Source organism: Desulfobaculum bizertense DSM 18034 (assembly GCF_900167065.1).
GTDB classification, from domain to species: domain Bacteria; phylum Desulfobacterota; class Desulfovibrionia; order Desulfovibrionales; family Desulfovibrionaceae; genus Desulfobaculum; species Desulfobaculum bizertense.
In genome coordinates this window covers 61,663-85,454 of record NZ_FUYA01000005.1, presented here as the reverse complement: position 1 = coordinate 85,454, position 23,792 = coordinate 61,663, and the positions used below count along the sequence as shown (strand labels likewise).

The following is a 23,792-nucleotide window of genomic DNA, read 5'->3' as shown; positions in this document are numbered from 1 at the left end:
CAATGAATTGTGAGTAATCGCTTTAGAACCTCGCGTCAATACGGTGTTTTCGCAAAGTGCCCCAAGTTTTTGGCTTTTTTGGACTTGAATACTAGGAAATAGAGAGAAGGAATGGAAACAGGAAAAGCCTGAGAGTGCCCGTCAGATGGACGTTTTATGAAAAGACTCGATTTTTGAGGTAGTGCAAATGACCGAGAAAAGGGCCATAAAAACTTTTTTTCACTTTTTTTCTGAAACTATTATCTTTTTTGTCATCACAGAAATAACAAAAACGTAGAGAAAGAGGTTTTGTTTTGGAAGGGAAAGACTAGTGCAAAAGCAAGGGAAAAGGGGAGCTGTAGACACAAAAAAGCGCCGCTCCGGAGTGAACCAGAGCGGCGCTACTATGTCGTATGCGAAGTGCGTCGACTAGCGGCGGTTACGATCACCACCGCGACGGTCGCCACCACGGCCACCACGACGGTCACGGTCACCACCGCGGCGGTCGCCGCCACGCTTGGGCTTGCCAAAGGTAGCGAGGTCGATGGTCTCACCGGCTTCTTCCATAAGGACAGCCTTGCGAGACAGGCGGACACGGCCAGAAGGCTCAACTTCCAGAACCTTGACCTTCATGCTGTCGCCAACCTTGGTCACATCGCTGGGCTGCTCAACACGCTGAATGTCCAGCTGGGACACGTGGACCAGACCGTCGAGGCCAGGAAGGATTTCAACAACAGCACCGCAGTCGATGACGCGGGTAACGCGACCTTCGTAGTCTTTGCCCACTTCTGCGGTCTGGTCATGGTACTGAACCATTTCCTTGGCCTGAAGCAGAGACTCACGAGTCGGAGCAAAGATGGAAACGCGGCCATCGTCTTCGATGTCGATGTCAGCACCAGTCTCGGCGGTGATGGCTTTGATGTTCTTGCCACCGGGGCCGATGATGGAGCGGATCTTGTCCGGATGCACGTGGACAATCTCAAGCTGCGGAGCATGCTTGGAGACCTGACCGCGAGATTCGGGCAGAACAGCGTTCATGTTCTCCAGAATGTGCAGGCGGCCTTCTTTGGCCTGTGCCAGAGCACTGCGGAGAATTTCGGAAGGAATACCAGTGATCTTGATGTCCATCTGAATGGCGGTAACGCCATCTTCGGAACCAGCGACCTTAAAGTCCATATCGCCGAGTGCGTCCTCGTCGCCGAGGATGTCGGTCAGAACCAGGTATTCGTCGTCTTCCTTGATAAGACCCATTGCAACACCTGCGATGGGGCACTTCACCGGGATGCCAGCGTCCATCAGTGCGAGGGAAGAACCACACACGGATGCCATAGAGGAGGAACCATTGGATTCCATGATCTCGGAAACGACACGGACGGTGAAGGGGAACTCTTCTGCGGGCGGCAGGATCGGGTGGATTGCGCGCTCTGCAAGAGTACCGTGACCGATTTCACGACGGGAAGGTCCACGCAGGAAGCGGGCTTCACCGACGCAGTACGGCGGGAAATTGTAGTGGAGCATGAAGCGCTTGACGCAGTCACCAACCAGAGAGTCGGTGCGCTGCTCGTCGCGGGAGCTACCCATGGTTGCAGTAACCATAGCCATGGTTTCGCCACGAGAGAACAGGGCGGAACCGTGGGTGCGGGGCAGCAGGCCCACTTCGATGCCAAGCGGACGAACGGTGGTGAGGTCACGACCGTCGATGCGCTTCTTGTGGTCCTTGATGCTGGAACGAACGATTCGTTTGGTGATGGCGTTAATCATGTCGCCAGCGCCCTTGATGCGTTCCGGCTCTTCTGCAAAGCGCTCGTTCAGGACGTCCATGACTTCCTGCTTGATTGCGTCCTTTGCAGCATAGCGCTTCAGCTTTTCAGGGATGAAAAGTGCTTCTTCGAGCTTGGGAGTTGCGATCTCTTCGACAACTGCCTTCACTTCGGCGTCTTCAACGTGCTCTGCGATCTCGATTTTGGGCTGGCCGCACTTTTCGCGAAGCTCTTCCTGAGCCTGCAGTACAGGCTGCATCTGCTGGTGACCCCATTCGATGGCGTCAGCAATCAGGGATTCGGGCAGGAAGTCTGCGGAGCCTTCAACCATGACGACTGCGTCCTTGGTACCAGCGATAACAAGATTCAGTTCGCTCTGCTTAACCTGTTCGTAGGTTGGGTTGTACACGAACTGCTTGTTGATGTAGCCGATGCGGGCACCAGCGATGGGGCCGAGGAACGGAGTCTTGGAGATGCCAAGAGCAGCGGAAGCGCCGCAGATGGCGAGCACATCAGGATCGTTCTCTTCATCAGCAGAGTGAACCTGGGCAATGATCTGGACTTCGTCACGGAAGGTCTTGGGGAACATGGGGCGGCAGGGGCGGTCGATAAGACGGCACACCAGAACCTCACGCTCGCTGGGACGGCCAACTTCGCGGCGGAAGAAGCTCCCGGGGATGCGGCCAGCAGCGTATGCCAGTTCCTTGTATTCAACGGTCAGCGGGAAGAAGCCGCGATCTTCGGGGAGGGGCTGGGTAACAACGGTAACCAGAACAACGGTACCGCCGCACTGCACCCAGATGGAACCGTGAGCCTGCTTGGCAAGCTTCCCGGTTTCAAAGATGATTTCCTTGCCATCAGCGAGCTTGGCGCTGGTACGCACGGGAGAAAAAGTCTGTGTATTCATGAATACCTCGTGAATAAGTGATGCCTCAGTGAGGCAGAAAACTCTCTTCCCCCAAAAACGAGATGTCGGCTGCAAAGTTGTAAGAATAGGACGTGTACGACGCCCCACTGTCGCAACCTCGCAGCATGATAAAGTTTTCGGGGAAAGTCGGAGAGGCCGCAAAGCGACCTCTCCATTTTTAAACTACTTGCGCAGGCCGAGACGCTCGATGAGGTCTCTGTAACGCTGAACGTCCTTGCTCTTAAGGTACTTCAGCAGGTTACGGCGCTTACCGACCAGCTTCAGAAGACCAGTGCGGGAGTGGAAGTCCTTCTTGTGAGTCTTGAAGTGACCAGTAAGGTACTGAATGCGTGCAGTCAGAAGGGCGACCTGGACTTCAGGAGAACCAGTGTCTCCCTCGTGCTGCTTGTATTCTTCAATAATTTTGGCTTTTGCTTCAGCAGTCATTACCACAGCGGCAACCTCCGGGGTTGTAAAATGTGTTTTTGCCGCAACGTGCGACAGGTGCGGGGTCTGCAGTGCTACCAGAGTCCACGCAGAATTGACCATAGCAGTTTGTCATTCCGTTTCGCTGATTCCACCAGGGCAAGCGGCGTTCCGTCGTGACCAACAAGCAGGGCATGCTGCCCTGTCTGTGTTGCGGTCTCGTCGGCTGCAACTTCCGAAACCGGAAGCCACGTTCCATTCTTGACCTGCGCGCTCTGTTCCTCTGTCAGCACAAGGCTGGGCCAGTGGGGGAGCGCCTTTGCCAGAGGGATGACCCGGTCAGCAAGCTTTTCTGGCTCTTTGATTAGGCTGTCCATGTCATATGCGTCCTCAAGTGAGAACGGATGGCAGTTTTCCCGGATTAATTCCGTAAGCACTGCACCAGAACCAAGTCGAATCCCCAAGCTGTGGACGAGGGACCGTACATAGGTTCCGGCGGAACATGTAACCCGGAAACGAACCCACGGCAGGTCCAATTCAAGGATTTCTGCGTGGGAAATTTTCATATCGCGAATTTTGACTGGAACTTCCTTGCCTTCGCGAACAAGGGCATACAGGGGCTTGCCCTGAAATTTTGCCGCAGACACGGGAGGGACTTCCTGTGTCGTTTGGTTCATCCAGTCGAGAACAGCTTCTTGTACCTGTTCTGGACTCAGGTGGTCAAACGTCTTTTCTTCGACAATGGTGCCTTCTGCATCATATGTGTCTGTTGTTTGACCCAGTCGCAGTTGTCCCTGATACGTTTTTTCACCACTTGTCAAGTAAGGAGCGAACTTTGTTCCATGTCCCAACAAGACGATGAGCACCCCCTGTGCCATTGGGTCCAGCGTTCCACCGTGTCCAATGCGGCCCTGGTCAAGCTCTCTGCGAATGGTGTTGAGGCATGCCGCAGAAGTCGGGCCAGAGGGTTTGTTCAGGATGAGCACGCCATCCATCTGATTTTTGCTGCGTTTTCTTTTTCTACCCATACGCGTTTATGCCTCGCCGTCAGGAAGGTATTTGCTGGCGGTTTCCAGCAGGAGCGCCTTGGCGTCTTCCAGCGAGAGATTCAGCTTGATACCCGCAGCATTTTTGTGTCCGCCACCGCCAAGTTCAGCACTGATTGCCCGAACGTCAAGCTCTCCGGCTGCACGAAGACTCACCTTGGTGAGGCTTGGCCTTTCTTCCCGGAGGCTTATGGCACCTTTGACACCACGAATTCTGCGAATGCTGTTTACCAGATCGCCGCAGTCTTCGCGGGTGCTTCCGGTTTCATCCAGCATGGCCTGCGTGACTTCGATGGTCGCAATCTGACCAGCAAAGTGCAGTTCTGCACGTTCGTATGCCTTGGATGTGAGGTGGAGGCGGCTCAGTGTCCACTGGTTCTGAAGGCGGGCGTTGAATGCGCCAACATCCAGACCACTTTCAATGATGCTTGCAGCTAGGCGCATGGTGTCGGGGCTGGTATTGCCATAACTGAAATGGCCCGTATCCGTGACCATTGCCAAGTATACAGCTTCTCCGAGTCCGTCGACAAGCGGAACGTCAAGTTCCTGTGCCAGCTGACCAATCATTTCGCCAACAGAGGATGCTGAGGGATCAACCCAGTTGATTTCTGCGTACTCAGGATTGCCAAGATGGTGGTCTATATTGATGCTGCCGCGGCGGGAGAAGCTTTCTGCAAACTCGTCACCAAGGCGGTCAAGGTCGCCGCTATCAAGACAAATGACCCACTCAGGTCGCATTTCCGGGAGTTCGTGAACAACAGGGCAGGGGAGAGAAAGCCAGCTCAGGTAATCCGGGATGCCAGAAGCGTTATACACGATAACGTCCTTGCCGAGTTCCGTCAGAACATGGGCAAGAGCAACACTGGAACCCAGCGCATCACCGTCTGGATTTTCGTGGGCGGCAATAAGAAAGCTACTTCCGCCCGAAAGGATGTCTTTAATCGTTGTTCTGGGGGTGGTCATAGACCATGTCCTCCAGATAAGAGTCATAAACAAAGCGCAGCTCAGGGACAAACTTGCTCCTGAGGCGTCTGCCAAGCAGAGAGCGCATAAACCCTGCGGCCTTACGCAGGCCCTTTGCAGCGTCCTTCTGTGCTTCTTCGCCACCGGGGATGGTGTACAAAATTTCCGCAATGGACAGGTCTTTGTTCATGCGGACGCCACTCACGGTCACCATCTCAATGCGAGGATCAGACACGTCCTCAATGAGCATGGTTGCGACTTCGCGCATGACCTGGTCACCAAGGCGGTGAGACCTTCTGGAATCTGAACGATGCATGTTTTTTATCCTGAAAATGTTTCTCGTAGAGCATACCATGCCCGCGCCAGTGCGTCAGAAAAAAAGGATGCTCAGACATGAGCTGCGCCCAGAGTGGAAGAGTATCCACCCTGGGCGAGCATGATTATCTATTCAGTCCCTGCCGGGGCAGGGTATGGAACGGGCGGCTGGAGCTAGTCCAGAGTTGCCTGCTCTTCGACTTCTTCGAAGGCTTCGATGACGTCGCCAACCTTGATGTCGTTGAAGTTTTCAAGGCCAGCACCACATTCGTAGCCCTTGCGGACTTCGCGTGCATCGTCCTTGAATCGCTTCAGGGAGTTGAGCTTGCCGGTGTAGATAACAACACCGTCGCGCAGGAGGCGGATGCCAGCGTTGCGGCGAAGTTCGCCGTCAACCACAAAGCAACCAGCGATTGTGCCGACGCGGGGGATGCTGAAGGTCTCGCGGACTTCGGCCTGACCGAGGTATTTCTCGGAGATAACCGGAGCGAGCATACCTGTCATAGCGTCCTTGATCTCGCTGACGAGCTTGTAAATGATGTCGTAGAAACGGATTTCCACGTGCTCGTGTTCAGCAACGTCCTTGATCTTTGCAGTCGGACGGACGTTGAAGCCAATGATAATGGCCTGAGATGCAGCAGCAAGCAGGATGTCAGATTCGGTGATGGCACCGGCACCGCTGTGAACGATGTCGACCTTGACCTTTTCTGTAGACAGCTTGTTGACAGCTTCGGAGATAGCTTCCAGGGAACCCTGCACGTCAGCCTTAAGCACGAGGTTAAGGGTCTGGGTGTCAGAGTGGGGGTTGGAAGCAAGGAAGCTTTCCAGGGTAACTTTGCTTTCGCGAGCCAGAGCACGTTCGCGCTCTTTGATCTGGCGATCATTAGCAATGCGGCGTGCGACTTTTTCGTCTTCGACGCAGATGAACTCGTCACCAGCTTCGGGCACACCGTCAAAGCCCTGAACCTCGACCGGACATGCCGGACCAGCTTCTTTGATCTTTTTACCCTTGTCACTCAGCATTGCACGAACGCGGCCGTTGTGTGTGCCACAAACGAAGGAGTCACCCTGGTGCAGGGTACCGCCCTGAATAAGGACGGAAGCAACAGGACCACGACCCTTGTCGAGGCGAGCTTCGATGATGCGGCCAACAGCGCGCTTGTTCGGGTTAGCCTTCAGCTCGAGCACTTCTGCCTGAAGCAGAATCATCTCGAGGAGGTTGTCGAGGTTTGTGCCAGTCTTGGCAGAAACGTTGACGAAAATGGTTTCGCCACCCCAGTCTTCGGGAACGAGGTCGAGTTCAGCCAGTTCGCGCATAACGCGTTCCGGGTTGGCCTCTTCCTTATCGATCTTGTTGACTGCAACGATGATCGGAACACCAGCAGCCTTGGAGTGGTTCACAGCTTCGCGGGTCTGGTCCATAACGCCGTCATCTGCGGCGACAACCAGAACAACAAGGTCAGTAACCTGAGCACCGCGAGCACGCATAGCAGTAAATGCTTCGTGACCGGGGGTATCGAGGAAGACAATCTTGCCGCGATCGGTCTGTACGTCGTATGCACCGATGTGCTGGGTGATGCCGCCAGCCTCACCAGAGGTGATCTTGGACTTGCGGATGGCATCCAGCAGGGAGGTTTTACCGTGGTCAACGTGACCCATGATGGTCACGACAGGAGCGCGGGACTCCAGATCTTCGGGCTTATCCTCGTTTTCGGTCGGAGCAAGGTAGGCATCTTCGGAGAAGCCGACCTTTTCGACGTCATAACCAAATTCGGAAGTAACGAGCACGGCAGTATCATAGTCGATAGACTGGTTGATCGTTGCCATGACGCCAAGGCCGAACAGAACTTTAATCAGAGCCTGTGCTTTGACGCCCATCTGCTTGGCGAGATCTGCCAGGCGGATGGCTTCTTCCATCTTGATTTTGCGCTTTGCTGCCTTAATGGGCTGGGTGTTGGATGCGTGCTGAGACGGCTGTCCGCCCTTGCGCTTCTTTTTGTTGAAGCGCTTGTTAAAGCCCATATGGTCTTCGTTGGACTTGCGGGAGAAGTCAACAACGCGCTTGTCCTTCTTGCCACGGCGACGGCGTTCGTCGTTGCTCGGAGCAGTAGGCTGAGGCGTAAAGCGTCCACCAGGAGCGCCACCTGGGCGACCACCACCGGGACGACCGCCACCTGGACGACCGGGGCCACCTGGGCGACCTGGTCCGCCGGGACGGGCACCATTCGGGCGACCACCGGGACGTCCGCCGGGACGATCTCCACCTGGGCGACCTGGGCCACCGGGACGGCCACCTGGGCGTCCACCGGGACGGCGGTCATGCTGGGGGCGTCCATCACGACGGTTACGGCGTTCAGAAGCGGCGCGTTCTTCGCGCTCTTTCTGCTGGCGAACTGCAGCCGGGTCAGGGCGAGAAATAACGCGGACCTTCGGGGCAGCAGTAAATTCTTTTTTCTTAGGCTTAGCCTTTTTGGCTCCCTTTTCTGCATCTTCTGCAGCGTCTTTCTTGGGAGCGGCCTTCTTTGCAGGCTCGTCTTTCTTTGCAGCGGTCTTGGGGGCGGCGTCTTTCTTGGGAGCAGCCTTCTTCGGAGCAGCTTCTTTTTTGGCTGCGGCCTCTGCTTTGGGTGCTGCCTTCTGAGCCTTAGGCTCGGCAGCCTTCTGAGCTTCTGCCTTGGTAGTGGGGGCCTTCACAGCCTTGGCGGCGGTGGAGGGCTTTTTAATTTCTTTTGCTTCGGGCACTATCTCGGTTTCTTTCTTGGGCTTCGTGATAATTTTGGCCTTGGGCTCGGCCTTTTTCACGGGTTTAGCAGCGGTATCGGCAGTTTTTTTGGCAGCACCAGAAGATTTCTTTGCAGCAGGAGCTGCTTTCTTCGCGGTCTCTTTTTTGGTGCTGGGTTCCTCGGACTTTGTCTTTTCAGTCTTTGCAGCAGGGGTGGCGGAGTCTTTCTTGGCCTTGGGGGAGTTCTCGTCTTTATCAATCTTTTTTCTGCGACGACGAACAACGCCAGGCTGAACTTCTTTTTCTACGAGTCTGGTAGAAGATGCTGTCTCTTTGACCTTGGTGCGCAGTGCATTCGCCTGGTCTGCATCCAAAGGAGACGCAGCAGTCTTGGCTTCGACGCCAGTCTCACGACAGACGTGAAGAAGTTCCTTGGGGGTCATCCCAAGTTCTGTAGAAAGATCCTTAACCCGAAGTTTATTTGCCATGCTTTCCCCCCTGGCATTTTCGGCGCCAGCCCTTATATTTCGGAAACCGTTTGCCGCATTCTTCATCAAAACAGACGTAAAAACCCCGACCCGGAAGCGTGCCCTTGTCGTCCCGGATCAGTTGCGGCGTGTCCCCGCCTGAGCAGACGTAGCGCGTCAGCTCAGGCTTGGGAAACCGACGTCCGCAAATGATACACTTGCGGAGCGGAATATGTCTGTCTTGCGTTTCCATCATCACATTTAACAGTCCACTGGGTGAGTGGATGTTAGTCCTCGTCGCTTTCGTTTCCGTGCTGGGCGTCCATGTCTTCTTCTTCCACAGCGCCTTCAGCCTCGTCGGCTTCTGCTGCGTGGAAAGAGCGAAGAAGGTTAATGGCAGAGCGGACATCAGCAATTTTAGACTCGGTCATGCTTTCGATGGAGAGAAGTTCTTCATCGTCTGCTTCATCGAGCTTTTCTACTGTGTCGAAACCGCTGGCGAGGAATTCGTCAACGGAAATTTCGGCAACACTGGCGACCTGCTCAAGATGCTGCAACTCAGCGTGCAGCTCTCCGTAACGGCTTTCTGTGAAAATGTCGATTTTCCAGCCGAGCAGTCTGGCGGCAAGCTTGACGTTCTGTCCCTTGCGGCCAATGGCCAGAGTCAGCTGGTCGTCGGGCACGACAACTTCCAGCATTTTTTCTGATTCATCAATAGCAATGCGGGTGACAACAGCCGGAGCAAGAGCGTTGACGGCGTAGGTCGCCATGTCTGGGCTCCAGACAACGATGTCGATGCGTTCGCCACGCAGTTCCTGCACAATATTCTGAATGCGGGAACCACGGATGCCAACACATGCACCCACTGGATCGACGTCTCTGTCGCTAGACTGAACTGCGACTTTTGCGCGGCTGCCCTGGTCACGGGCAATACCCAGAATGCGGACGGTACCGTCTGCGATTTCGGGAACTTCACGCTTGAAGAGCGCCTTCATGTAATCGGCATGACCGCGCGAGACGATAACCTGCGGACCACGACCTTCGCGGCGAACGTCCAGGAGCAGGGCCTGAATGCGGTCACCACGCTTAAAGCGTTCGCGAGGAATCTGCTGGTCTTTGGGCAACAGGGCTTCAGTGCGACCAAGATTGACAATCATGCCAGCCTTGTCACGGCGCTGAATAATGCCACTGATGATTTCACCCTGACGGTCTTTAAATTCTTCATAGATGGTTTCCTGTTCAGCATCACGCATGCGCTGAATGATGACCTGCTTTGCAGACTGTGCTGCAATGCGGCCAAGGTCTTCGACCTTCAGGCGGAAACCAAGTTCATCATCGACCTGAGCATCGGGATCGTGGTCTTTAGCATCTTCAAGGGTGATTTCTGTGGCGGGGTCTTCGACCTCTTCCACAACAGCCTTGAACTGGTAGACCTCAATCTCACCGGTCTCATGGTTGAAGCTTACTTCGATATCAATGTCGTCTCCATATTTGCGAACGACGGAAGAACGAACAGCTTCCTCAAGAGTTTCAATGAGCAGCTCGCTATCGATACCCTTGTCTTTGCTAATCTGGTCGATGGCTTTCTTCAGTTCCATATTCATGGAAAAACCTCCAACACGCTTGACCCTAAAGCTCGGTCAAGGCGGTTATGGCTGGTGCTAGCCTTTTTTTCCCTTGGTTCGTTTTTCTGGGAAAACGTAACGGACATTCGCTTTTTTGACCTCGTCAAAACGCACGGAGAGAACTCCGTCGCTTTCTTCGATGGTGATTTCTTCGCCATCGACAGAGACGAGCTTTCCAGTGAAACCCTTGCGACCTTCAAGAGCCTTGAGCAGGGTTATGGAGACGTTCTGTCCAACATATGACTGCATCTGTGCAGCCGAGAAAAATTTCCTGTTCAGTCCCGGCGAGGAGACTTCGAGGGTGTAATGGCCGGGGATGATGTCTTCGACGTCGAGTGTGAAACCAAGGTCTCGCGACAGTCGTGCACATTCATCAATAGTAACTCCATCCTTTGTGTCCACAAAAATGCGGAGGATGGAGCGGTTTGGTGCGGAGGCGAACTCCAGTCCCCAGAGTTCCAGACCCTGCGCCTCGGCCATGGGCCTGATCAGGTCATCAAGTTCCTGAATCAGTGTTGAGCTCATAGATTGTCCTGAAAAAAAAAGTGGACCGCGAGGTCCACTCGTCTCATTTAAGGTATAGATCCGAGGGGTTAGAGGTTTCTGGAGCGGGTGACGAGATTCGAACTCGCGACTCCAAGCTTGGGAAGCTTGTACTCTACCAACTGAGTTACACCCGCGCCTCGGAATGCGATGAATTACCAAATTGGAGCATCATGTCAAGTGTTCGGTGGAAAAACTGAAAAATTTGCAACAGTATGAGTAAGCTATTGACTCTTTGGCGACAGTTTCGCACCGGGCGCGTCTCACGGCGTGCTTGCTATCCAATATCATAAGTACCGTTCGCATAAAAGGGGTGAGGCCGGATTTTTCAATTTCATTGGAAAAAGCCAAGATTCAGACACTCATCGCAGGCGGGTTCTCCGTCTTTTGATTCTCTCTTTATATAAAGGAAACAAAAAGAGCCTCATTGGGTCCGGCAGAAATGCTTGGCGCGGCACTTGCAAGTACTGCTGCCAAGATAGACGTCCAAGGAGACCCATTTATGCAGGATTCTATGTATAGCGCCCTTTTTGGGGCATTAACGCAAGAACACCGAATGGATATCATCGCCAATAATTTGGCGAACGTGAATACAACCGGTTTCAAACAGGACCGCGTGGCGTTCAAGGATGTGTTCGTTCGCTTTGCTCATGACAGAGTTCGGGAACCCATCATGAACCTTCGGGACAAGGCTCTTTTCCCAGAGGCCACATATCTTTCCAAGGTTCGTATTGCCGAGTCGCAGATTGATTTTTCTCAGGGAAGTCTCAAACGCTCCGACAATCCTTTGGACCTGGCCATTTCTGGCGAGGGCTTTTTTAAGGTGCAGGACGAAAACGGGACGAGTTTTTATACCCGTAACGGACACTTTGGCCTGAATGCAGAAGGGGAGCTGATTAATGGCTCCGGACTGCGGGTCATGGCAGACGGCGGGCCTGTGGAAATTCCGGAAAATGCCCGTGTCGAGGTGACACCGGACGGCAGAATTTTAGCCAATAATGCGGAAGTCGGAACTTTGGACATCGTGACGGTGTCTGACCAGAACGCTTTGCGCAAGATTGGCAGCAATCTTTTTGAAATCCATCCAGAAAAAAATGCGGAAGAGATGCAGGCTGCCGAGGCAACGGTGCAGCAAGGCTTCTTGGAAGCACCCAATGTCGAAATTGTGACTGAGATGGTGAACATGATTGAAACCCAGCGGTCTTTTGAGGCGTACCAGAAGACGATGACGACCGCCAAAGAAACAGATTCAAAGGCCATTAATTCGGTCGGTAAGGTCTAAGGAGGACGTGTACCATGATGCGCTCACTCTGGACAGCAGCAACGGGCATGGTGGCCCAGCAGCTGAACATTGACGTAATTTCGAACAACCTCGCCAACGTGAATACGATTGGCTTCAAAAAAAGCCGCGCCGAGTTTGAAGACCTGATTTATCAGGATTTGAAAATTGCAGGTTCTCCGACAGAAGACGGCGGCAAGATCCCAACAGGTATGCAGGTCGGTATGGGTGTCAAGCCTACGACGGTGCACAAATTTTTCTCTCAGGGCGATTTTATGAACACCGACAACCCGCTTGATTTGGTTATTCAGGGTGACGGGTTCTTTCAGGTCGATATGAATGGTGAAGAAGCCTACACCCGCGCTGGTGCCTTTAAGCTCGACAACGAAGGTCGGGTCGTGACGGCTGGTGGCTATCCCTTGCAGCCTGAGTTTGTTGTTCCTCTGGAAACAAAGAATGTGGTTGTGAGCGAGAATGGACACATGGCTGCGCTGGATAAGAACGGGGATGAACTCGCATCCGTCGACATCCCGCTCTACACATTCATCAATCCCGCTGGCCTGAACAGCATCGGCAAGAATCTGTATCGGACGACAGAAGCTTCTGGCGATCCCACAGAGGGCGTGCCGGGTGAAGATAATGTCGGCACCGTGGCGCAGGGCTTCCTTGAGATGTCCAACGTCGAGATCGTGGACGAAATGGTGCAGATGATTGTTGGCCAGCGTGCCTATGAAATTAATTCCAAAGCCGTAACAACATCTGACCAGATGTTGCAGACTGCCAACCAGCTCAAGCGCTAGGTATGACAGGGGAGAGAGGAGATGAGAGTTCTGTCAAATTCAGCAAACTGGAAACTGTGCACTCGCATATTCATGCTTGTGATGCTGGGGAGCATCATGTGCTGGCATGGTGTTGCCCGTGCCGCGCAGGGAGTCGATATCGCCAGCGCTCAGTGGCGCCTTTCAATTAAGAAGGCGGCCACAGTCGAGCAGGATGTTGTGCGGCTTTCTGACATTGCAACGCCTGTAGGGCCGCTGTCACAGGCTGATTGGCAGGTCTTGGGCACAACAGAACTCTGGAAGTCCCCTCGAAATTACGGCGGACAGATGGACATTTCTCGCGAAAAGCTGCGCAACCTTCTTGGCTATTATCTGGAAGATATTGTCCGCCTGTGCATCATCCCCGGGCATCTGACCATCCAGAAGGGTGGCCGGATCGTGGAAGGCGCCGAGCTGCAAAAGATGCTTGTCGAATCTTTGACGCCACAGCTTCGTTCCCTCCCCGGTGAAAACAGCCTGCGCGACTTTCGGGTTCCAGAATTTGTGTTCCTGCGTGATACCCAGAACACTCTGGATACGTCCATTAAGGGACAGCTCAAGCCCGGTCGGGTGTCTTTACGCATTCAGGAAAAAGGCCTCGATGGGCACGTTTTTCGCAAGTTTTCCGGGACCGCGTTTCTGGACTCCTGGCGGACTGTTGCCTGTGCTGCAACTCCGCTGAACAGCAAAGAAGAGCTGAGTCCTGAGAATGTGACCTTTGTTCGAAAGAATGCCGCGTTTTTGCGCGGGACGCCGTGGGATGGCAAGCGCTTTGGAATGCGCGTCATGCGTCCCGTTGGCGCAGGTCAGGTCATCTATGCGGACGTGCTGGACAATGTTCCAGTTATTGCCCGTGGCGACAGGGTGACCGTGGTTTATCAAAAAAAGCACATCCGTCTGACCATGACCGGAAAGGCAATGGAAGACGGGAGCATTGGCGACAGCATTCTGGTCAGGAACATGCAAAGCCGGAGAGATGTTTCCGGTGTTGTTCAGGGCGCCGGAACTGTGGTGATTAAATAAGGTTTTAGGATTTGAGGAGTGATTTCATCATGAAGAAAATATGCATTTTCACACTTGCAGCAGCACTGTGTGCCGGGTGCACGCCTCACCAGCAGGTGAGCAAGCCCATGCCTGTGCTGACGCCGCCAGTAGAGCAGGCTCCTCCGCCACAGGATAATCCCGGCTCGCTGTATTCACCGGGGGAAGCTGACTATCTGTTCTCGGATAACCGTGCCCGCCGTGTTGGTGACATTGTTCTGGTCAACATTGTGGAGACCTCCAGTGCCATGCACAAGGCCGAAACCACGGCTGACCGTGATGCAACGGTGAACATGGGTGTTGGCAACTTCTTTGGTCGCAGCAAGGTTGAGCTGCCGCTGGTGGGAAGTATCGGAAATACAGGAACCACACCTATTTTGAGCGCTGGAGTGAACAACACCTTTGATGGTGAGGGCGAAACAAAACGCTCCTCCAACGTGACTGCAACCATTGCCGCACGCGTTATTCGTGCCATGCCCGGTGGCATGCTTCAGATTGAAGGCGCACGGGAAGTGAAGGTCAATGATGAAAATCAGGTCCTTGTTGTGCGCGGCCTTGTTCGGGCCAGAGATGTTGCCAGAGACAATTCCATTACATCAAACCAGATCGCAGATGCACACATTGAATACTATGGTCGTGGCGTTCTGGGTGACAAGCAGCGCCCTGGCTGGCTGACCCGTCTTTTGGATCAGGTATGGCCCTTCTAGCTCAAGCTGTTGTGTGCGGAGTGAAATGATGAATCAGACAACGAAAATTTTGAAAGCACCCAGATTCCAGACCCCGGCTTGGACACAGGTCCTGAGCGTGCTTTGCCTTGTCGCTTTTGCGCTTACCATGATGCCTCGGGCTGCTCAGGCTGCCCGCATCAAGGACATTGCGAGCTTTGCGGGGGTGCGAACCAACGAACTCGTGGGCTATGGCCTCGTTGTTGGTCTGAGTGGCACTGGTGACAAAAAGAAATCCAAGTTCACCATCCAGTCCATGGCCAACATGCTGGAACGAATGGGAGTGGCTGTTGACCCTTCGACGCTCCAGCCCAAGAACGTTGCCGCAGTTATGGTGACATCCAAAATGGCTGTTTCCGCCGTGCCGGGTTCCCGGCTTGACGTCACAGTTTCTTCCATTGGTGATGCCTCCAGCCTGCTGGGTGGCGTGCTTCTGATGACGCCTTTGAAGGGCGTTGACGGAAAAGTCTACGCTCTTGCTCAGGGGCCGCTGGTTATTGGCGGTATTTCTGTGCAGGGCGCAGCCGCGAGTGCGCAAAAGAATATTACGACTGTTGGGGCTATCCCCAATGGTGCAACAGTTGAGCGCGGTGTGCCGTTCAAGTTCAATTGTCAGGACGTCATGACCCTGCACATGAACAACCCGGATTTTTCCACCACCATGAACGTGGTGAAGAAGATTAACGCCACAATGGGCAACCGTTTTGCCCGTGCTGAAAATGCCGCAACGATCAAACTCAAAATTCCTCGTGAATTTCGCGGGAATATTGTTCCGCTGATGGCATCACTGGAAAATCTGGATGTCAGTCCTGAGGGCAAGGCCAAAGTGGTGGTGGACGAAAAGACGGGCACGGTTGTGCTTGGTCGTAATGTTCGCCTCTCCAAGGTGGCTGTTGCTCATGGCAATCTTCAGATTGTTGTGCAGGAAGGACAGGACGTGTCGCAGCCGACCACACCGTTTGGTGGTGGGCAGACTGTGGCGACCCCAACAACCGACATTGGGGTGAATGAAGAGAATCGCAGACTCATGCTTATGGAAGGCGCAACCCTTCAGGAACTGGTGGATGGACTGAACGCAATGGGCGCAACGCCTCGCGATCTGATTTCCATCCTGCGGAATCTGAAGTCAGCTGGCGCTCTCCATGCTGATCTGGAGGTCATATAAAATGATAGGCCCGAAGCTGGATGCAGGTGCTGCGGCAATGAACGCCGCGCAGAGCGAGGAACTGAAACACAAGCTTGGTCTTGATCAGCTTCGCAGAAATTTAAGCTCGGGAAAAGCCGAGGAAAAGAAGCTGCGTGAAGCCTGCGAAGGCTTCGAGGCCGTATTCATGAACAAGCTGTGGAAGCAGATGAGGCAGAATGTTCCGCAGGACGGCTACCTTCATAGCAAGGAAGAAAAGTTCTATGTGGGAATGTTTGACCAGAAGCTTTCGGAGAAAATGGCTGCTGCTGGTGGAATGGGTCTTGGAGACATGCTTTTTGAGCAGCTCCGGGAGCAGCTTGTTCACAAGAGCGCGTCAACCCGGGTGGCGCATATTCCAGCAGAAGAATTGAACCCGCTGCGTGGTCCTCAGAAAGAGGTGAATACAGAGATTCAGCGAACATCGTCATTTTCTTTGCCGCACAAGCCCGCCCGTGACCTTGAGATCGAAGGAACGGGTGGGGTGAACGTAGCAGACAATGGGCCGGGACGTGTTGCGGCCCCTGCACAGCCCACAGCTCCGGAGGCGACGATGCCGTCGACAGTGGGACCTGTGGCCGCGTCTCGCGTAGAGGCGTCACCAGAGTTGATGAGTAAGGCTATGGAGCTGGCTGTGCGCATTGAATACGAGCATATGCGCACAGAATCCGCTCCTGCCGCTCCTAAGCTTCTGGCAGAGAATTCGCCCGCACCTGGGACGCTTGTGTGGCCAGCACAGGGCGAGGTCACAACAGGCTATGGCTGGCGGACAGATCCACTGACCGGAGCGCAGGAAATGCATTCTGGGGTGGATATTGCCGGGCAGCCCGGTGATTCAGTGACGAGCTGCTGGGACGGCAAGGTTGTTTTTGCCGGAGACCGCGGCCGCTATGGGCAGACCGTTGTCATTGAACATGCCGACGGATGGCGCAGTATGTATGGACATACTGAAAAAATTTCAGTCCGCGAAGGACAAACCGTTAAGGCTGGCGAGAAAATTGCAACGATGGGCAGTACTGCGGGCAAAGACGGAACAAATATCCACTTTGAGGTGCGTCACGGCGGGCAGGCTGTGAACCCAGAAACTCTTCGCAGTTCAATGCAGGCTTCTCGAGCCTTGGAAGACTACTAAGTAATACGGAGCAGAGATATGCTGAACCAGATTCACAATAACATTCGCCGTCAGGAACGGGCGCTGGACGTCCTCGCAAAACTGCTTGAAGAGGAATTCTCCTGCCTGACCGGTCGCGACCCACAGGCCGTGACGGGTGTTGAACTTTCACTTCAGGAGTTGCTGCGGCAGATTGCCGAAGAGCGGCTTGCTTTGAAAAAACTGGTTCAGGCCGTGATTCCTGGCGCCCGTGGGCTGGCAGAATTTGCCGATGCTCAGGACGCAGCGACACGGACTGCATTTGAACAGATTTTGCGTCGGATAGACCAGAAGGAACAGCATTGTGCTGTTCAGGCTGAGAAAAATGCTCAGCTTGCTTTTGCCCTCGCAGAGCAGAGCCGGGACATGCTGGATTTCATGCATAAGCAGGTTCAGCCCCGTGATCGCGAAACGTATGGCCGGTCTGGCCGTTTTGCTTCGCACCATCCGCAGGCAGCCATCCTGCAGGGGAGACTGTAACCATGTCCATCGGTACCATTTTTGACATCGCCAGAAAGGGCCTTTTTGCGTCTCAGTCAGCAATCAACGTCACCGGCAGCAACATCTCCAACGTTAATACTCCCGGCTATAGCCGACGCCGGGTGAATCTTGAAGAATCCCTTTCACTTGATTTTCGTCCCGGCCAGCTTGGTACCGGTGTGGATTCTGTGGAAGTTGCCAGATATTTTGATGATTTCATTGAGCACCAGTACACAGTGAAAGTTGCAGAACGCAACCGCTACGATGCCTTGTGGCAGAACCTGCGCTCTGTGGACAATCTGTTTAACGAGAGTGAAACCCGGGGCATCAATACCACGCTGGACCAGTTCTGGAGTGACTGGGATACCCTGTCTTCTCCCGGCGCGGATTCCGCCAAGCGTGAGCAGCTTATTGGGAATACTCAGAGCCTTCTGAATTCAATTAAATCGACGCAGGCAGACCTTGAGCGGATGAAGCAGCAGATGAATGGCTTCATCGGTCAGGAAGTCGGGGAAGTGAATCAGCTTTTGGAGCAGATCGCAGACCTGAACAAGCAGATTGCCATGCATCACGATCCCGGCCGCAATAATGCCAACGCTTTGTTGGATCAGCGTGCACAGCTTGTCCGTGAAGTTTCTCAGCGTATTGATGTGAGCTACATCGATAACGGAAGCGGCGACTTTAGCGTGATTACCAAAGCAGGTCAGACACTTGTTGATGGTGGAGAGGTCTACAGCCTGAGCTTTGAAGGGCCACGGGCAGAGAAGAGCCTGAGTTCTGCATCGAGCTTTGATGGCGACATCTATTTTGAAGGGCTGGACGACGAAGAATACACCATTGAAGTTGTGAAGGGTGGTGCCCCTGGAGCTGGTGCAGAATTTCGCGTGTCACTGGACGGTGGCAGAACGTGGATGACGGACGAAGGTGGAAATGAGAAGCATTTTGCCGCTCAGACAGACGCTGACGGCCGGGTGCAGGTCGGTGATTTGAAAATCTGGTTTGGTCCCTCCGAAGGCAGTTCCACCATGAGTGGAAACCTCGCCGCAAAGGATACCTTTACCATTACCCCAAAGAATGGCCTGTACTGGCACCAGACAACGTCCAAGGAAGTCAATATTACGCCGCTGATGACGCAGAACGGCATTGACGACAGCTCTCGGCTCACGGGCGGAAGTCTCGCAGGATATTTTAATTTCCGTGACGAATACGTTGGAGATTATCAGGACCGTCTGGATACTCTCGCCAACACGCTGATTTGGGAAGTGAACCGTCAGCATTCACAGGGCGCAGGAACAGAAAAGTTTGCGAGTGTGACTGGCACCTATGCTGCTGAACATACAGATGTTCCGCTTTCTGCTGATGACTCTGGTCTGGACTTTGGCAAGCGCCTCCAGTCCGGTAACCTGCAAATTTTTGTCTATAACAAGAGCGACGGTTCGGTTGCGACAAGCGGCTCGCTGAATTTTTCCTCGACCCCAGGCGCAACGGAAAACTTTGATCCAAGCAAGCATTCCCTTGAGGATGTTCGGGACGCGGTAAACCGAAGCTATGGTGGTAAGGTGCAGGCCAAAATCACAGACGGTCGGCTTCAGATTTCTTCAACTGACCCGGATTCAGAAATTGCCTTTGGCTCAGATACCACAGGCCTTTTGGCCGGGCTTGGCATAAACACGTTTTTTGATGGAACCAGCGCGAATGACATTGCCATGAATTCTGTCATCGCAGCCAATACAGGGTTCATTGCCACAGGACACATCAATGGTGGTGGCGAAGCCAACCTTGGTGACAACACAACTGCAAAGAACATTGCGGGACTGCGCATCAAGCAGGTGGACTTTGGCGGGCACATGGAAACACTGAACCAGTTCTATGGCGATCTGGTTGGCCGGGTTGGTTCTGATACCGCTGGCGCCAAGTACAACTTTGAATTCCACAACACCTTGGCCACAGAGCTTGGAACGAGGCAGGATGAAGTTGCTGGCGTTAACCTTGATGAGGAGCTGAGTAACCTTATTCGGTACCAGCATTCATATACTGCGGCAGCCAAGCTGATCACAACCGCAGACGAGCTTATGCAGACCATTATTGGCCTGAAGAACTAGAGAGGGCACTATGTCTATTCGCGTATCACACCGCAATCAGTACAGTCTGTTTAATCAGAATATTAACGATGCCTACTCAAAGCTGGTGGACCTTGCCAATCAGGGTTCCACACAGTCGCGAGTGAACAAGCCCTCGGATGATCCTTCTGGTATGGTTCGCATCCTTGGTCACAGAAGCACACTGAATGGCATTGGGCAGCATATGGTCAATGTGAAGACCGCAACAGGTTGGCTCGGCATGGCGGATAATACTCTGAATGCCATGAGCACAACGCTGACTCAGCTGCGTCAGCTTTCTGAGGAATCTGCCACAGGAACACTGACTGCGCAGAACCGTGAGCAGATTGCCGTTCAGGTCCGTCAGCTTATGGATCAGCTTATTGGACAGGCCAATGTCGAATACGAAGGGGAGCATGTTTTTGCTGGGCACAAGACTGACCAGTCTCCTTATAAACGTGCGCTGTGGCTTTCTGATAACGATGGCTCAACCCTGAATGCTCGTGGAGAGGCCCAGTTTGGCATCACTGGTGATCTGGAACATTCCGCAATGATTCAGTTCAACACCTCAGGAAAGATTGGCGATGGAAGTCCCATTGATTACCGTTACTCAACAGATGGTGGAAAGACATTTACCAGCGGGACTTTGACCAATGGCTCTGGCGATCAGAAAATTGTCATTCAGGGCGCAACAATTACGCTCAAGGATGGCATGAGCGTTAACGGTGGATCGGCAACAGATGATTCTATGGCCAAGACGAATGGCACGTGGCTCACTGTTCGTCCGACAGCCCAGTATGTTGGTGACGATCTTGATGGGGTCAAGGTCGAGAAAATGGGTGCTCATCCCGCCGCAAGCACGGTGAGTGCAAGCGGAGTTTTTTCCGGAAATATTTCTGTTCGCTACGATGAAGACACTGCGCTGACAGCTGGCGAGACCGTAAAATATTCGTATTCGCTGGATGGCGGAGCAAGCTGGGTCTCAGGACAGACTGCTTCTGTGACAACGGATGGCGAAGTGCAGCTTCTTGTTCCCGGTGGACATGTGGATGTCTCTGCAAATCCGGGCGATACACTCCCCAAGGATTCACAGCTTCTGGTGCATCCGCGTACCGCTGGCATTGAAATCGAAATAGGGAATAACGAGTTTGTTCAGCTAAATACTGTTGGCAAAGACGTGTTCGGAGGTGTATATAGCGACCCAGACGGAAACTCTGCTCAGCTTGCTGGTGCAATGGGGACCTCGTCGAATCTCTTTGACGTACTTGGTCGTTTTGTTGGCTATCTGGAAACAAACGATCAGCAGGGATGTCAGCAGATTGTCGAAGATCTGAAAGATGTTTCAAGCCACGTCCTTGATGAGGCCGCACGAGTTGGTGCACGCGAAAATCGTGTGCAGATGACAGAAAAGACTCTGGGAACGCTGAAAGACAATGAGACAAAACGCTTGTCCGCTGTCGAAGACGTTGATTTTTCAGAATTGCTGCGTGACCTCATGATGCAGCAGACGATTTATAAAACCGTGCTGTCATCTTCCTCGCAGATTATGAAATTGAGTCTGGCCGACTTTATGTAGCCCCATCCCGTTGTTCTCTCTTTCGCAGGACGAAAGAAGGGCTGCGGTCCCTAAAAAACCTTCAGCCTTCTGGATGGCATGCTTATATTAACCAGACGCCCGGGAGAAAGTATTTATCTCGGCGATGACATTAAGATCACAGTCCTTGGTGTGCAGGGCAAGCAGATCAAGCTCGGGCTGGAAGTGCCCGAGGATCTCCCCGTGTACCGAGAGGAAGTGTATTTACGGGTGCAGGAGCAGAACCGCCTTGCACTCCAACTGTCCGACCAGGATCTTTTGGCAGCAACACAGCTATGGCAGACGGAAAAGAACAAAAAGTAGTGAAGACGCGTTTTGGCGAGTTGACAGTCGATATGGAGCGGGTGATTCACTTCCCCCGTGGACTTATCGGTTTTGAGGACTGCAAGGACTTTAGTCTTGTCCAGCTGTCTGAGGATTCCCCGTTTATGCTCCTCCAGAGTGTCACGCATTCGGAACTCGGCCTTTTGGTGACCGATCCATACGTGTTTATGGAAGAGTATCGGGTGAAGCTTGGGAACGCTGAGCAGAAAATCCTTGGGGTGGCGCAGGCCGAGGAGGTCGCTGTCCTCGTGTCTGTCAGTATCCCACAAGGTCATCCGGAGAAAACCGCGCTGAACCTTATGGGACCTATTATGATTAATTATGCGGCTCGGCAGGCATTGCAGGTGCCGCAGGTTGACTCAGGCTTCCCAAGCCGGTTTTATATTCATCAGGACGCGTAAGCTTCGCGTTGTGATAGCGTAAAGTGTGCCCCGGCGGGGTCTTGGCGTGTGCCATGCGAAAGCATGTGTGCCCGCATTCAGAGCGAATGCAGCAAGACACCTGACTGGGGCTGTCTTTTTGCATAAAAAAGGGACCAGCAGTGTGGTCCCCATAAATTCAGTGCGTGGTTCCCCCTCAGGATCACGCAGAACGCTTTTTTAGGAATACAGTTCAAGGTCGGCTTCGAGAAGCTTCTGTGCGATTTCCTCGGAGTCGATACGATAGGTTCCTGCCTGAATGTCGTGCTGGAGTGACTGGACTTTTGCTGTCCGTACGTCTGGCGCATCCAGTGCGCTTCGCATTGCAATGGCAGAAAGCTTGCCTGCTGATGAAACTGACACCTGATCTCCTCTTTGCGCAGATTGAGCCTCGCGCTCTTCGTTCTGGAGACGCTTTTGCCGCGGTGCGGCAGCTTGTTGTGCTTCGCTCATGCCCACGAGCGTGTATATTTTCATGGCCTCTCTCCTCAACTCATCTCATCAAAACATGGTTGCATCGACTTTTTCCTGCGTGATTTCCCAAAGCCTGCGGAGAATTTGATTTCTGTCGCGTATAGGTACAGGAACAAAGCCGACTTCTGACTCTTTGTAGACGTGCATCCCTGCCTCGCCCGGCGGGTAAACAAGTTCAAACTTTTCTTTGAATTCTTGCTCAAGGTCCTCCATAATTTCGAGAACAATGGGATTTTGACTGTCAGAAGGTATAAGGTTTTCAACAATCTCTGCGGAAATCTGTTCGACCAGTTCTTTCCGCCGTTCGGCACGCAGTGCGGCTTCCTCTTCGCTCACGTCATAGCCCCCCGCTGCAAGGGCAGAGCGGGCCATAAACCGGGCGTACAAAAGCTGTTGCCCATAATGACGGAGCATAAGCTCAACATCTTTGTCGTGAAAGTGTGCCGACACTGTGGTGGATCCTTTTGTCAGTTTATCGGACTTGTTTTGGCAAAACTTTAGTCCCCGGTGCTAACTTTTTCTCACCAAGAGAATATACTCTGTGTGTATTGGCTTGAATCCTGGGCTGCTTTTGTCTAAAAAAGGAAACCTATGCTCAAGGATATAAAAAATATTTACGTAATAAAAAAGGCTGCTGACCAGCGTGCAGCAACCTTGGCGGAAGATATTTCCAGCTGGCTCGCAGAAAGGGGCATCCGTGCCACTGTGCTTGAGCATCATCAGGGAAAGGGAGAATTTCCTTGTGGGGTTCAGGCCTGCGATCTTGTTCTTGTACTTGGTGGCGATGGTACCATGCTGAGTGTTGCCCGCGAAGTGCAGGGGAATTCCCCCATGCTGGGACTGAATCTTGGACACGTTGGTTTTTTGGCCGAACTGTCTGTCGACGTGTGGAAACCGTTTTTGCAGAAGCTTCTGGCGCATCGGATGCGTGTTCGCGAAACTCTAACCTTGGCCTATGAGCTTGTGCGTGACGACAGCGTAGAGGCTTCAGGGCTTGTCATTAACGACGTCGTCATCAACCGGGGTTGCCTTGCCCGTCTCATTCGTCTTGATGTGAGTGTGGACGGGGAAAACATAGGCGAAATCCGGGCTGATGGGCTTATTATTTCTACACCAACAGGTTCAACAGGCTACTGTGCTTCGGCCGGGGGACCCGTTTTGTCTCCTGAGCTTGATGCCATTGCCTTGACGCCAATCTGTCCATTCCTGGATAGTTTTAAGCCTGTTGTGCTTTCTCCCCGGCAGTCTATTCTTGTTGAGGTGCGTCAGCCAGACGCAGAAGTCTGCCTGTCTTTGGATGGGCAGAAGTGCCTTCCTGTGCAGATTGGGGACAAGATCCGCATTACTGCCGTGTCTGGTGGACTCAAGCTTGTTGAGCCACGTACTTCAACGTATTTTGCCCGCCTTCGTGCCCGGGGAGTTATTCACTCAAATTGATGTAAAACAGTTTAGGAGA

Annotated in this window: 23 protein-coding genes and 1 tRNA gene; 12 read left to right on the top strand and 12 right to left on the bottom strand. The window is 53.3% G+C overall.

Annotation, left to right across the window (positions count from 1 at the left end; translation table 11 throughout):
- Positions 1-408 precede the first annotated feature (408 nt).
- From pnp to B5D23_RS08560, 10 genes are all read right to left on the bottom strand, one after another.
- Entirely contained in the window at positions 409-2,646 is a 2,238-nt protein-coding gene (pnp, locus tag B5D23_RS08605) for a polyribonucleotide nucleotidyltransferase (RefSeq protein WP_078685025.1), read from the bottom strand.
- A 183-nt stretch (positions 2,647-2,829) separates the two neighbouring features.
- Entirely contained in the window at positions 2,830-3,099 is a 270-nt protein-coding gene (rpsO, locus tag B5D23_RS08600; protein ID WP_078685199.1) for a 30S ribosomal protein S15, read from the bottom strand.
- Between the two features lie 68 nt (positions 3,100-3,167).
- Positions 3,168-4,100, bottom strand: coding sequence for a tRNA pseudouridine(55) synthase TruB (truB, locus tag B5D23_RS08595; protein WP_078685024.1), 933 nt, complete (start codon positions 4,098-4,100; stop codon positions 3,168-3,170).
- 6 nt (positions 4,101-4,106) lie between these two features.
- On the bottom strand, positions 4,107-5,081 hold the full coding sequence (locus B5D23_RS08590; protein ID WP_159445958.1) for a DHH family phosphoesterase: 975 nt from the start codon (positions 5,079-5,081) through the stop codon (positions 4,107-4,109).
- Complete coding sequence (gene rbfA, locus B5D23_RS08585; RefSeq protein WP_078685022.1) at positions 5,056-5,397, bottom strand: 30S ribosome-binding factor RbfA; 342 nt, start codon at positions 5,395-5,397, stop codon at positions 5,056-5,058. Before rbfA ends, B5D23_RS08590 begins: the two co-directional genes overlap by 26 nt.
- 173 nt (positions 5,398-5,570) lie before the next feature.
- Positions 5,571-8,603: a translation initiation factor IF-2 gene (infB, locus tag B5D23_RS08580; protein ID WP_078685021.1), complete on the bottom strand. Its 3,033-nt coding sequence runs from the start codon at positions 8,601-8,603 to the stop codon at positions 5,571-5,573.
- Entirely contained in the window at positions 8,593-8,835 is a 243-nt protein-coding gene (locus B5D23_RS08575) for a YlxR family protein (protein ID WP_233815321.1), read from the bottom strand. The genes infB and B5D23_RS08575 overlap by 11 nt, the downstream gene beginning before the upstream one ends.
- A gap of 34 nt (positions 8,836-8,869) precedes the next feature.
- Complete coding sequence (nusA, locus tag B5D23_RS08570) at positions 8,870-10,186, bottom strand: transcription termination factor NusA (RefSeq protein WP_078685019.1); 1,317 nt, start codon at positions 10,184-10,186, stop codon at positions 8,870-8,872.
- Positions 10,187-10,243: 57 nt separating this feature from the next.
- The gene (rimP, locus tag B5D23_RS08565) at positions 10,244-10,732 is read right to left on the bottom strand and encodes a ribosome maturation factor RimP (RefSeq protein WP_078685018.1); all 489 of its coding nucleotides are present in this window, start codon (positions 10,730-10,732) and stop codon (positions 10,244-10,246) included.
- 79 nt (positions 10,733-10,811) lie between these two features.
- Positions 10,812-10,887: transfer RNA gene (locus tag B5D23_RS08560), tRNA-Gly, on the bottom strand.
- A gap of 365 nt (positions 10,888-11,252) precedes the next feature.
- Between B5D23_RS08560 and flgF the strand changes: the two genes are divergently transcribed.
- The 11 genes from flgF (at position 11,253) to fliW (ending at position 21,844) form a co-directional block, all read left to right on the top strand.
- Complete coding sequence (gene flgF, locus B5D23_RS08555; protein ID WP_078685198.1) at positions 11,253-12,032, top strand: flagellar basal-body rod protein FlgF; 780 nt, start codon at positions 11,253-11,255, stop codon at positions 12,030-12,032.
- Between the two features lie 14 nt (positions 12,033-12,046).
- Entirely contained in the window at positions 12,047-12,829 is a 783-nt protein-coding gene (gene flgG / locus B5D23_RS08550; RefSeq protein ID WP_078685017.1) for a flagellar basal-body rod protein FlgG, read from the top strand.
- A gap of 21 nt (positions 12,830-12,850) precedes the next feature.
- Complete coding sequence (gene flgA, locus B5D23_RS08545) at positions 12,851-13,870, top strand: flagellar basal body P-ring formation chaperone FlgA (protein ID WP_078685016.1); 1,020 nt, start codon at positions 12,851-12,853, stop codon at positions 13,868-13,870.
- Between the two features lie 26 nt (positions 13,871-13,896).
- A complete protein-coding gene (locus B5D23_RS08540; protein ID WP_431830567.1) occupies positions 13,897-14,595 on the top strand; it encodes a flagellar basal body L-ring protein FlgH in 699 nt (232 codons plus the stop codon).
- Between the two features lie 127 nt (positions 14,596-14,722).
- Entirely contained in the window at positions 14,723-15,778 is a 1,056-nt protein-coding gene (locus tag B5D23_RS08535; protein ID WP_233815319.1) for a flagellar basal body P-ring protein FlgI, read from the top strand.
- 1 nt (position 15,779) lies between these two features.
- Positions 15,780-16,928, top strand: coding sequence for a peptidoglycan DD-metalloendopeptidase family protein (locus B5D23_RS08530; protein ID WP_144012592.1), 1,149 nt, complete (start codon positions 15,780-15,782; stop codon positions 16,926-16,928).
- A gap of 18 nt (positions 16,929-16,946) precedes the next feature.
- Positions 16,947-17,426: a flagellar export chaperone FlgN gene (flgN, locus tag B5D23_RS08525; RefSeq protein ID WP_078685012.1), complete on the top strand. Its 480-nt coding sequence runs from the start codon at positions 16,947-16,949 to the stop codon at positions 17,424-17,426.
- A gap of 2 nt (positions 17,427-17,428) precedes the next feature.
- Positions 17,429-19,528, top strand: coding sequence for a flagellar hook-associated protein FlgK (gene flgK, locus B5D23_RS08520; RefSeq protein WP_078685011.1), 2,100 nt, complete (start codon positions 17,429-17,431; stop codon positions 19,526-19,528).
- Positions 19,529-19,538: 10 nt separating this feature from the next.
- Positions 19,539-21,101, top strand: coding sequence for a flagellin N-terminal helical domain-containing protein (locus B5D23_RS08515; protein WP_078685010.1), 1,563 nt, complete (start codon positions 19,539-19,541; stop codon positions 21,099-21,101).
- 78 nt (positions 21,102-21,179) lie between these two features.
- The gene (csrA, locus tag B5D23_RS08510; protein WP_078685009.1) at positions 21,180-21,422 is read left to right on the top strand and encodes a carbon storage regulator CsrA; all 243 of its coding nucleotides are present in this window, start codon (positions 21,180-21,182) and stop codon (positions 21,420-21,422) included.
- Positions 21,395-21,844: a flagellar assembly protein FliW gene (gene fliW / locus B5D23_RS08505; protein ID WP_078685008.1), complete on the top strand. Its 450-nt coding sequence runs from the start codon at positions 21,395-21,397 to the stop codon at positions 21,842-21,844. The genes csrA and fliW overlap by 28 nt, the downstream gene beginning before the upstream one ends.
- 198 nt (positions 21,845-22,042) lie before the next feature.
- Here the strand turns inward: fliW and flgM are convergent, their stop codons facing one another.
- Both flgM and B5D23_RS08495 read right to left on the bottom strand, forming a co-directional pair.
- On the bottom strand, positions 22,043-22,339 hold the full coding sequence (gene flgM, locus B5D23_RS08500; RefSeq protein ID WP_078685007.1) for a flagellar biosynthesis anti-sigma factor FlgM: 297 nt from the start codon (positions 22,337-22,339) through the stop codon (positions 22,043-22,045).
- A 24-nt stretch (positions 22,340-22,363) separates the two neighbouring features.
- The gene (locus B5D23_RS08495; RefSeq protein WP_078685006.1) at positions 22,364-22,786 is read right to left on the bottom strand and encodes a DVU0524 family FlgM-associated protein; all 423 of its coding nucleotides are present in this window, start codon (positions 22,784-22,786) and stop codon (positions 22,364-22,366) included.
- 141 nt (positions 22,787-22,927) lie between these two features.
- On the opposite strand from B5D23_RS08495, the gene B5D23_RS08490 reads away from it, so the two are divergent.
- Entirely contained in the window at positions 22,928-23,773 is an 846-nt protein-coding gene (locus B5D23_RS08490; RefSeq protein ID WP_078685005.1) for an NAD(+)/NADH kinase, read from the top strand.
- The last annotated feature ends 19 nt before the right edge of the window (positions 23,774-23,792 follow it).

Excerpts from the sequence above, each read along its gene's own strand:
- pnp (WP_078685025.1), bottom strand. The coding sequence starts at position 2,646 with ATGAATACACAGACTTTTTCTCCCGTGCGTACCAGCGCCAAGCTCGCT.
- truB (WP_078685024.1), bottom strand. The coding sequence starts at position 4,100 with ATGGGTAGAAAAAGAAAACGCAGCAAAAATCAGATGGATGGCGTGCTC.
- B5D23_RS08590 (WP_159445958.1), bottom strand. The coding sequence starts at position 5,081 with ATGACCACCCCCAGAACAACGATTAAAGACATCCTTTCGGGCGGAAGT.
- rbfA (WP_078685022.1), bottom strand. The coding sequence starts at position 5,397 with ATGCATCGTTCAGATTCCAGAAGGTCTCACCGCCTTGGTGACCAGGTC.
- infB (WP_078685021.1), bottom strand. The coding sequence starts at position 8,603 with ATGGCAAATAAACTTCGGGTTAAGGATCTTTCTACAGAACTTGGGATG.
- B5D23_RS08575 (WP_233815321.1), bottom strand. The coding sequence starts at position 8,835 with ATGGAAACGCAAGACAGACATATTCCGCTCCGCAAGTGTATCATTTGC.
- nusA (WP_078685019.1), bottom strand. The coding sequence starts at position 10,186 with ATGAATATGGAACTGAAGAAAGCCATCGACCAGATTAGCAAAGACAAG.
- rimP (WP_078685018.1), bottom strand. The coding sequence starts at position 10,732 with ATGAGCTCAACACTGATTCAGGAACTTGATGACCTGATCAGGCCCATG.
- flgF (WP_078685198.1), top strand. The coding sequence starts at position 11,253 with ATGCAGGATTCTATGTATAGCGCCCTTTTTGGGGCATTAACGCAAGAA.
- flgG (WP_078685017.1), top strand. The coding sequence starts at position 12,047 with ATGATGCGCTCACTCTGGACAGCAGCAACGGGCATGGTGGCCCAGCAG.
- flgA (WP_078685016.1), top strand. The coding sequence starts at position 12,851 with ATGAGAGTTCTGTCAAATTCAGCAAACTGGAAACTGTGCACTCGCATA.
- B5D23_RS08535 (WP_233815319.1), top strand. The coding sequence starts at position 14,723 with ATGATGCCTCGGGCTGCTCAGGCTGCCCGCATCAAGGACATTGCGAGC.
- B5D23_RS08530 (WP_144012592.1), top strand. The coding sequence starts at position 15,780 with ATGATAGGCCCGAAGCTGGATGCAGGTGCTGCGGCAATGAACGCCGCG.
- flgN (WP_078685012.1), top strand. The coding sequence starts at position 16,947 with ATGCTGAACCAGATTCACAATAACATTCGCCGTCAGGAACGGGCGCTG.
- flgK (WP_078685011.1), top strand. The coding sequence starts at position 17,429 with ATGTCCATCGGTACCATTTTTGACATCGCCAGAAAGGGCCTTTTTGCG.
- B5D23_RS08515 (WP_078685010.1), top strand. The coding sequence starts at position 19,539 with ATGTCTATTCGCGTATCACACCGCAATCAGTACAGTCTGTTTAATCAG.
- csrA (WP_078685009.1), top strand. The coding sequence starts at position 21,180 with ATGCTTATATTAACCAGACGCCCGGGAGAAAGTATTTATCTCGGCGAT.
- fliW (WP_078685008.1), top strand. The coding sequence starts at position 21,395 with ATGGCAGACGGAAAAGAACAAAAAGTAGTGAAGACGCGTTTTGGCGAG.
- flgM (WP_078685007.1), bottom strand. The coding sequence starts at position 22,339 with ATGAAAATATACACGCTCGTGGGCATGAGCGAAGCACAACAAGCTGCC.
- B5D23_RS08490 (WP_078685005.1), top strand. The coding sequence starts at position 22,928 with ATGCTCAAGGATATAAAAAATATTTACGTAATAAAAAAGGCTGCTGAC.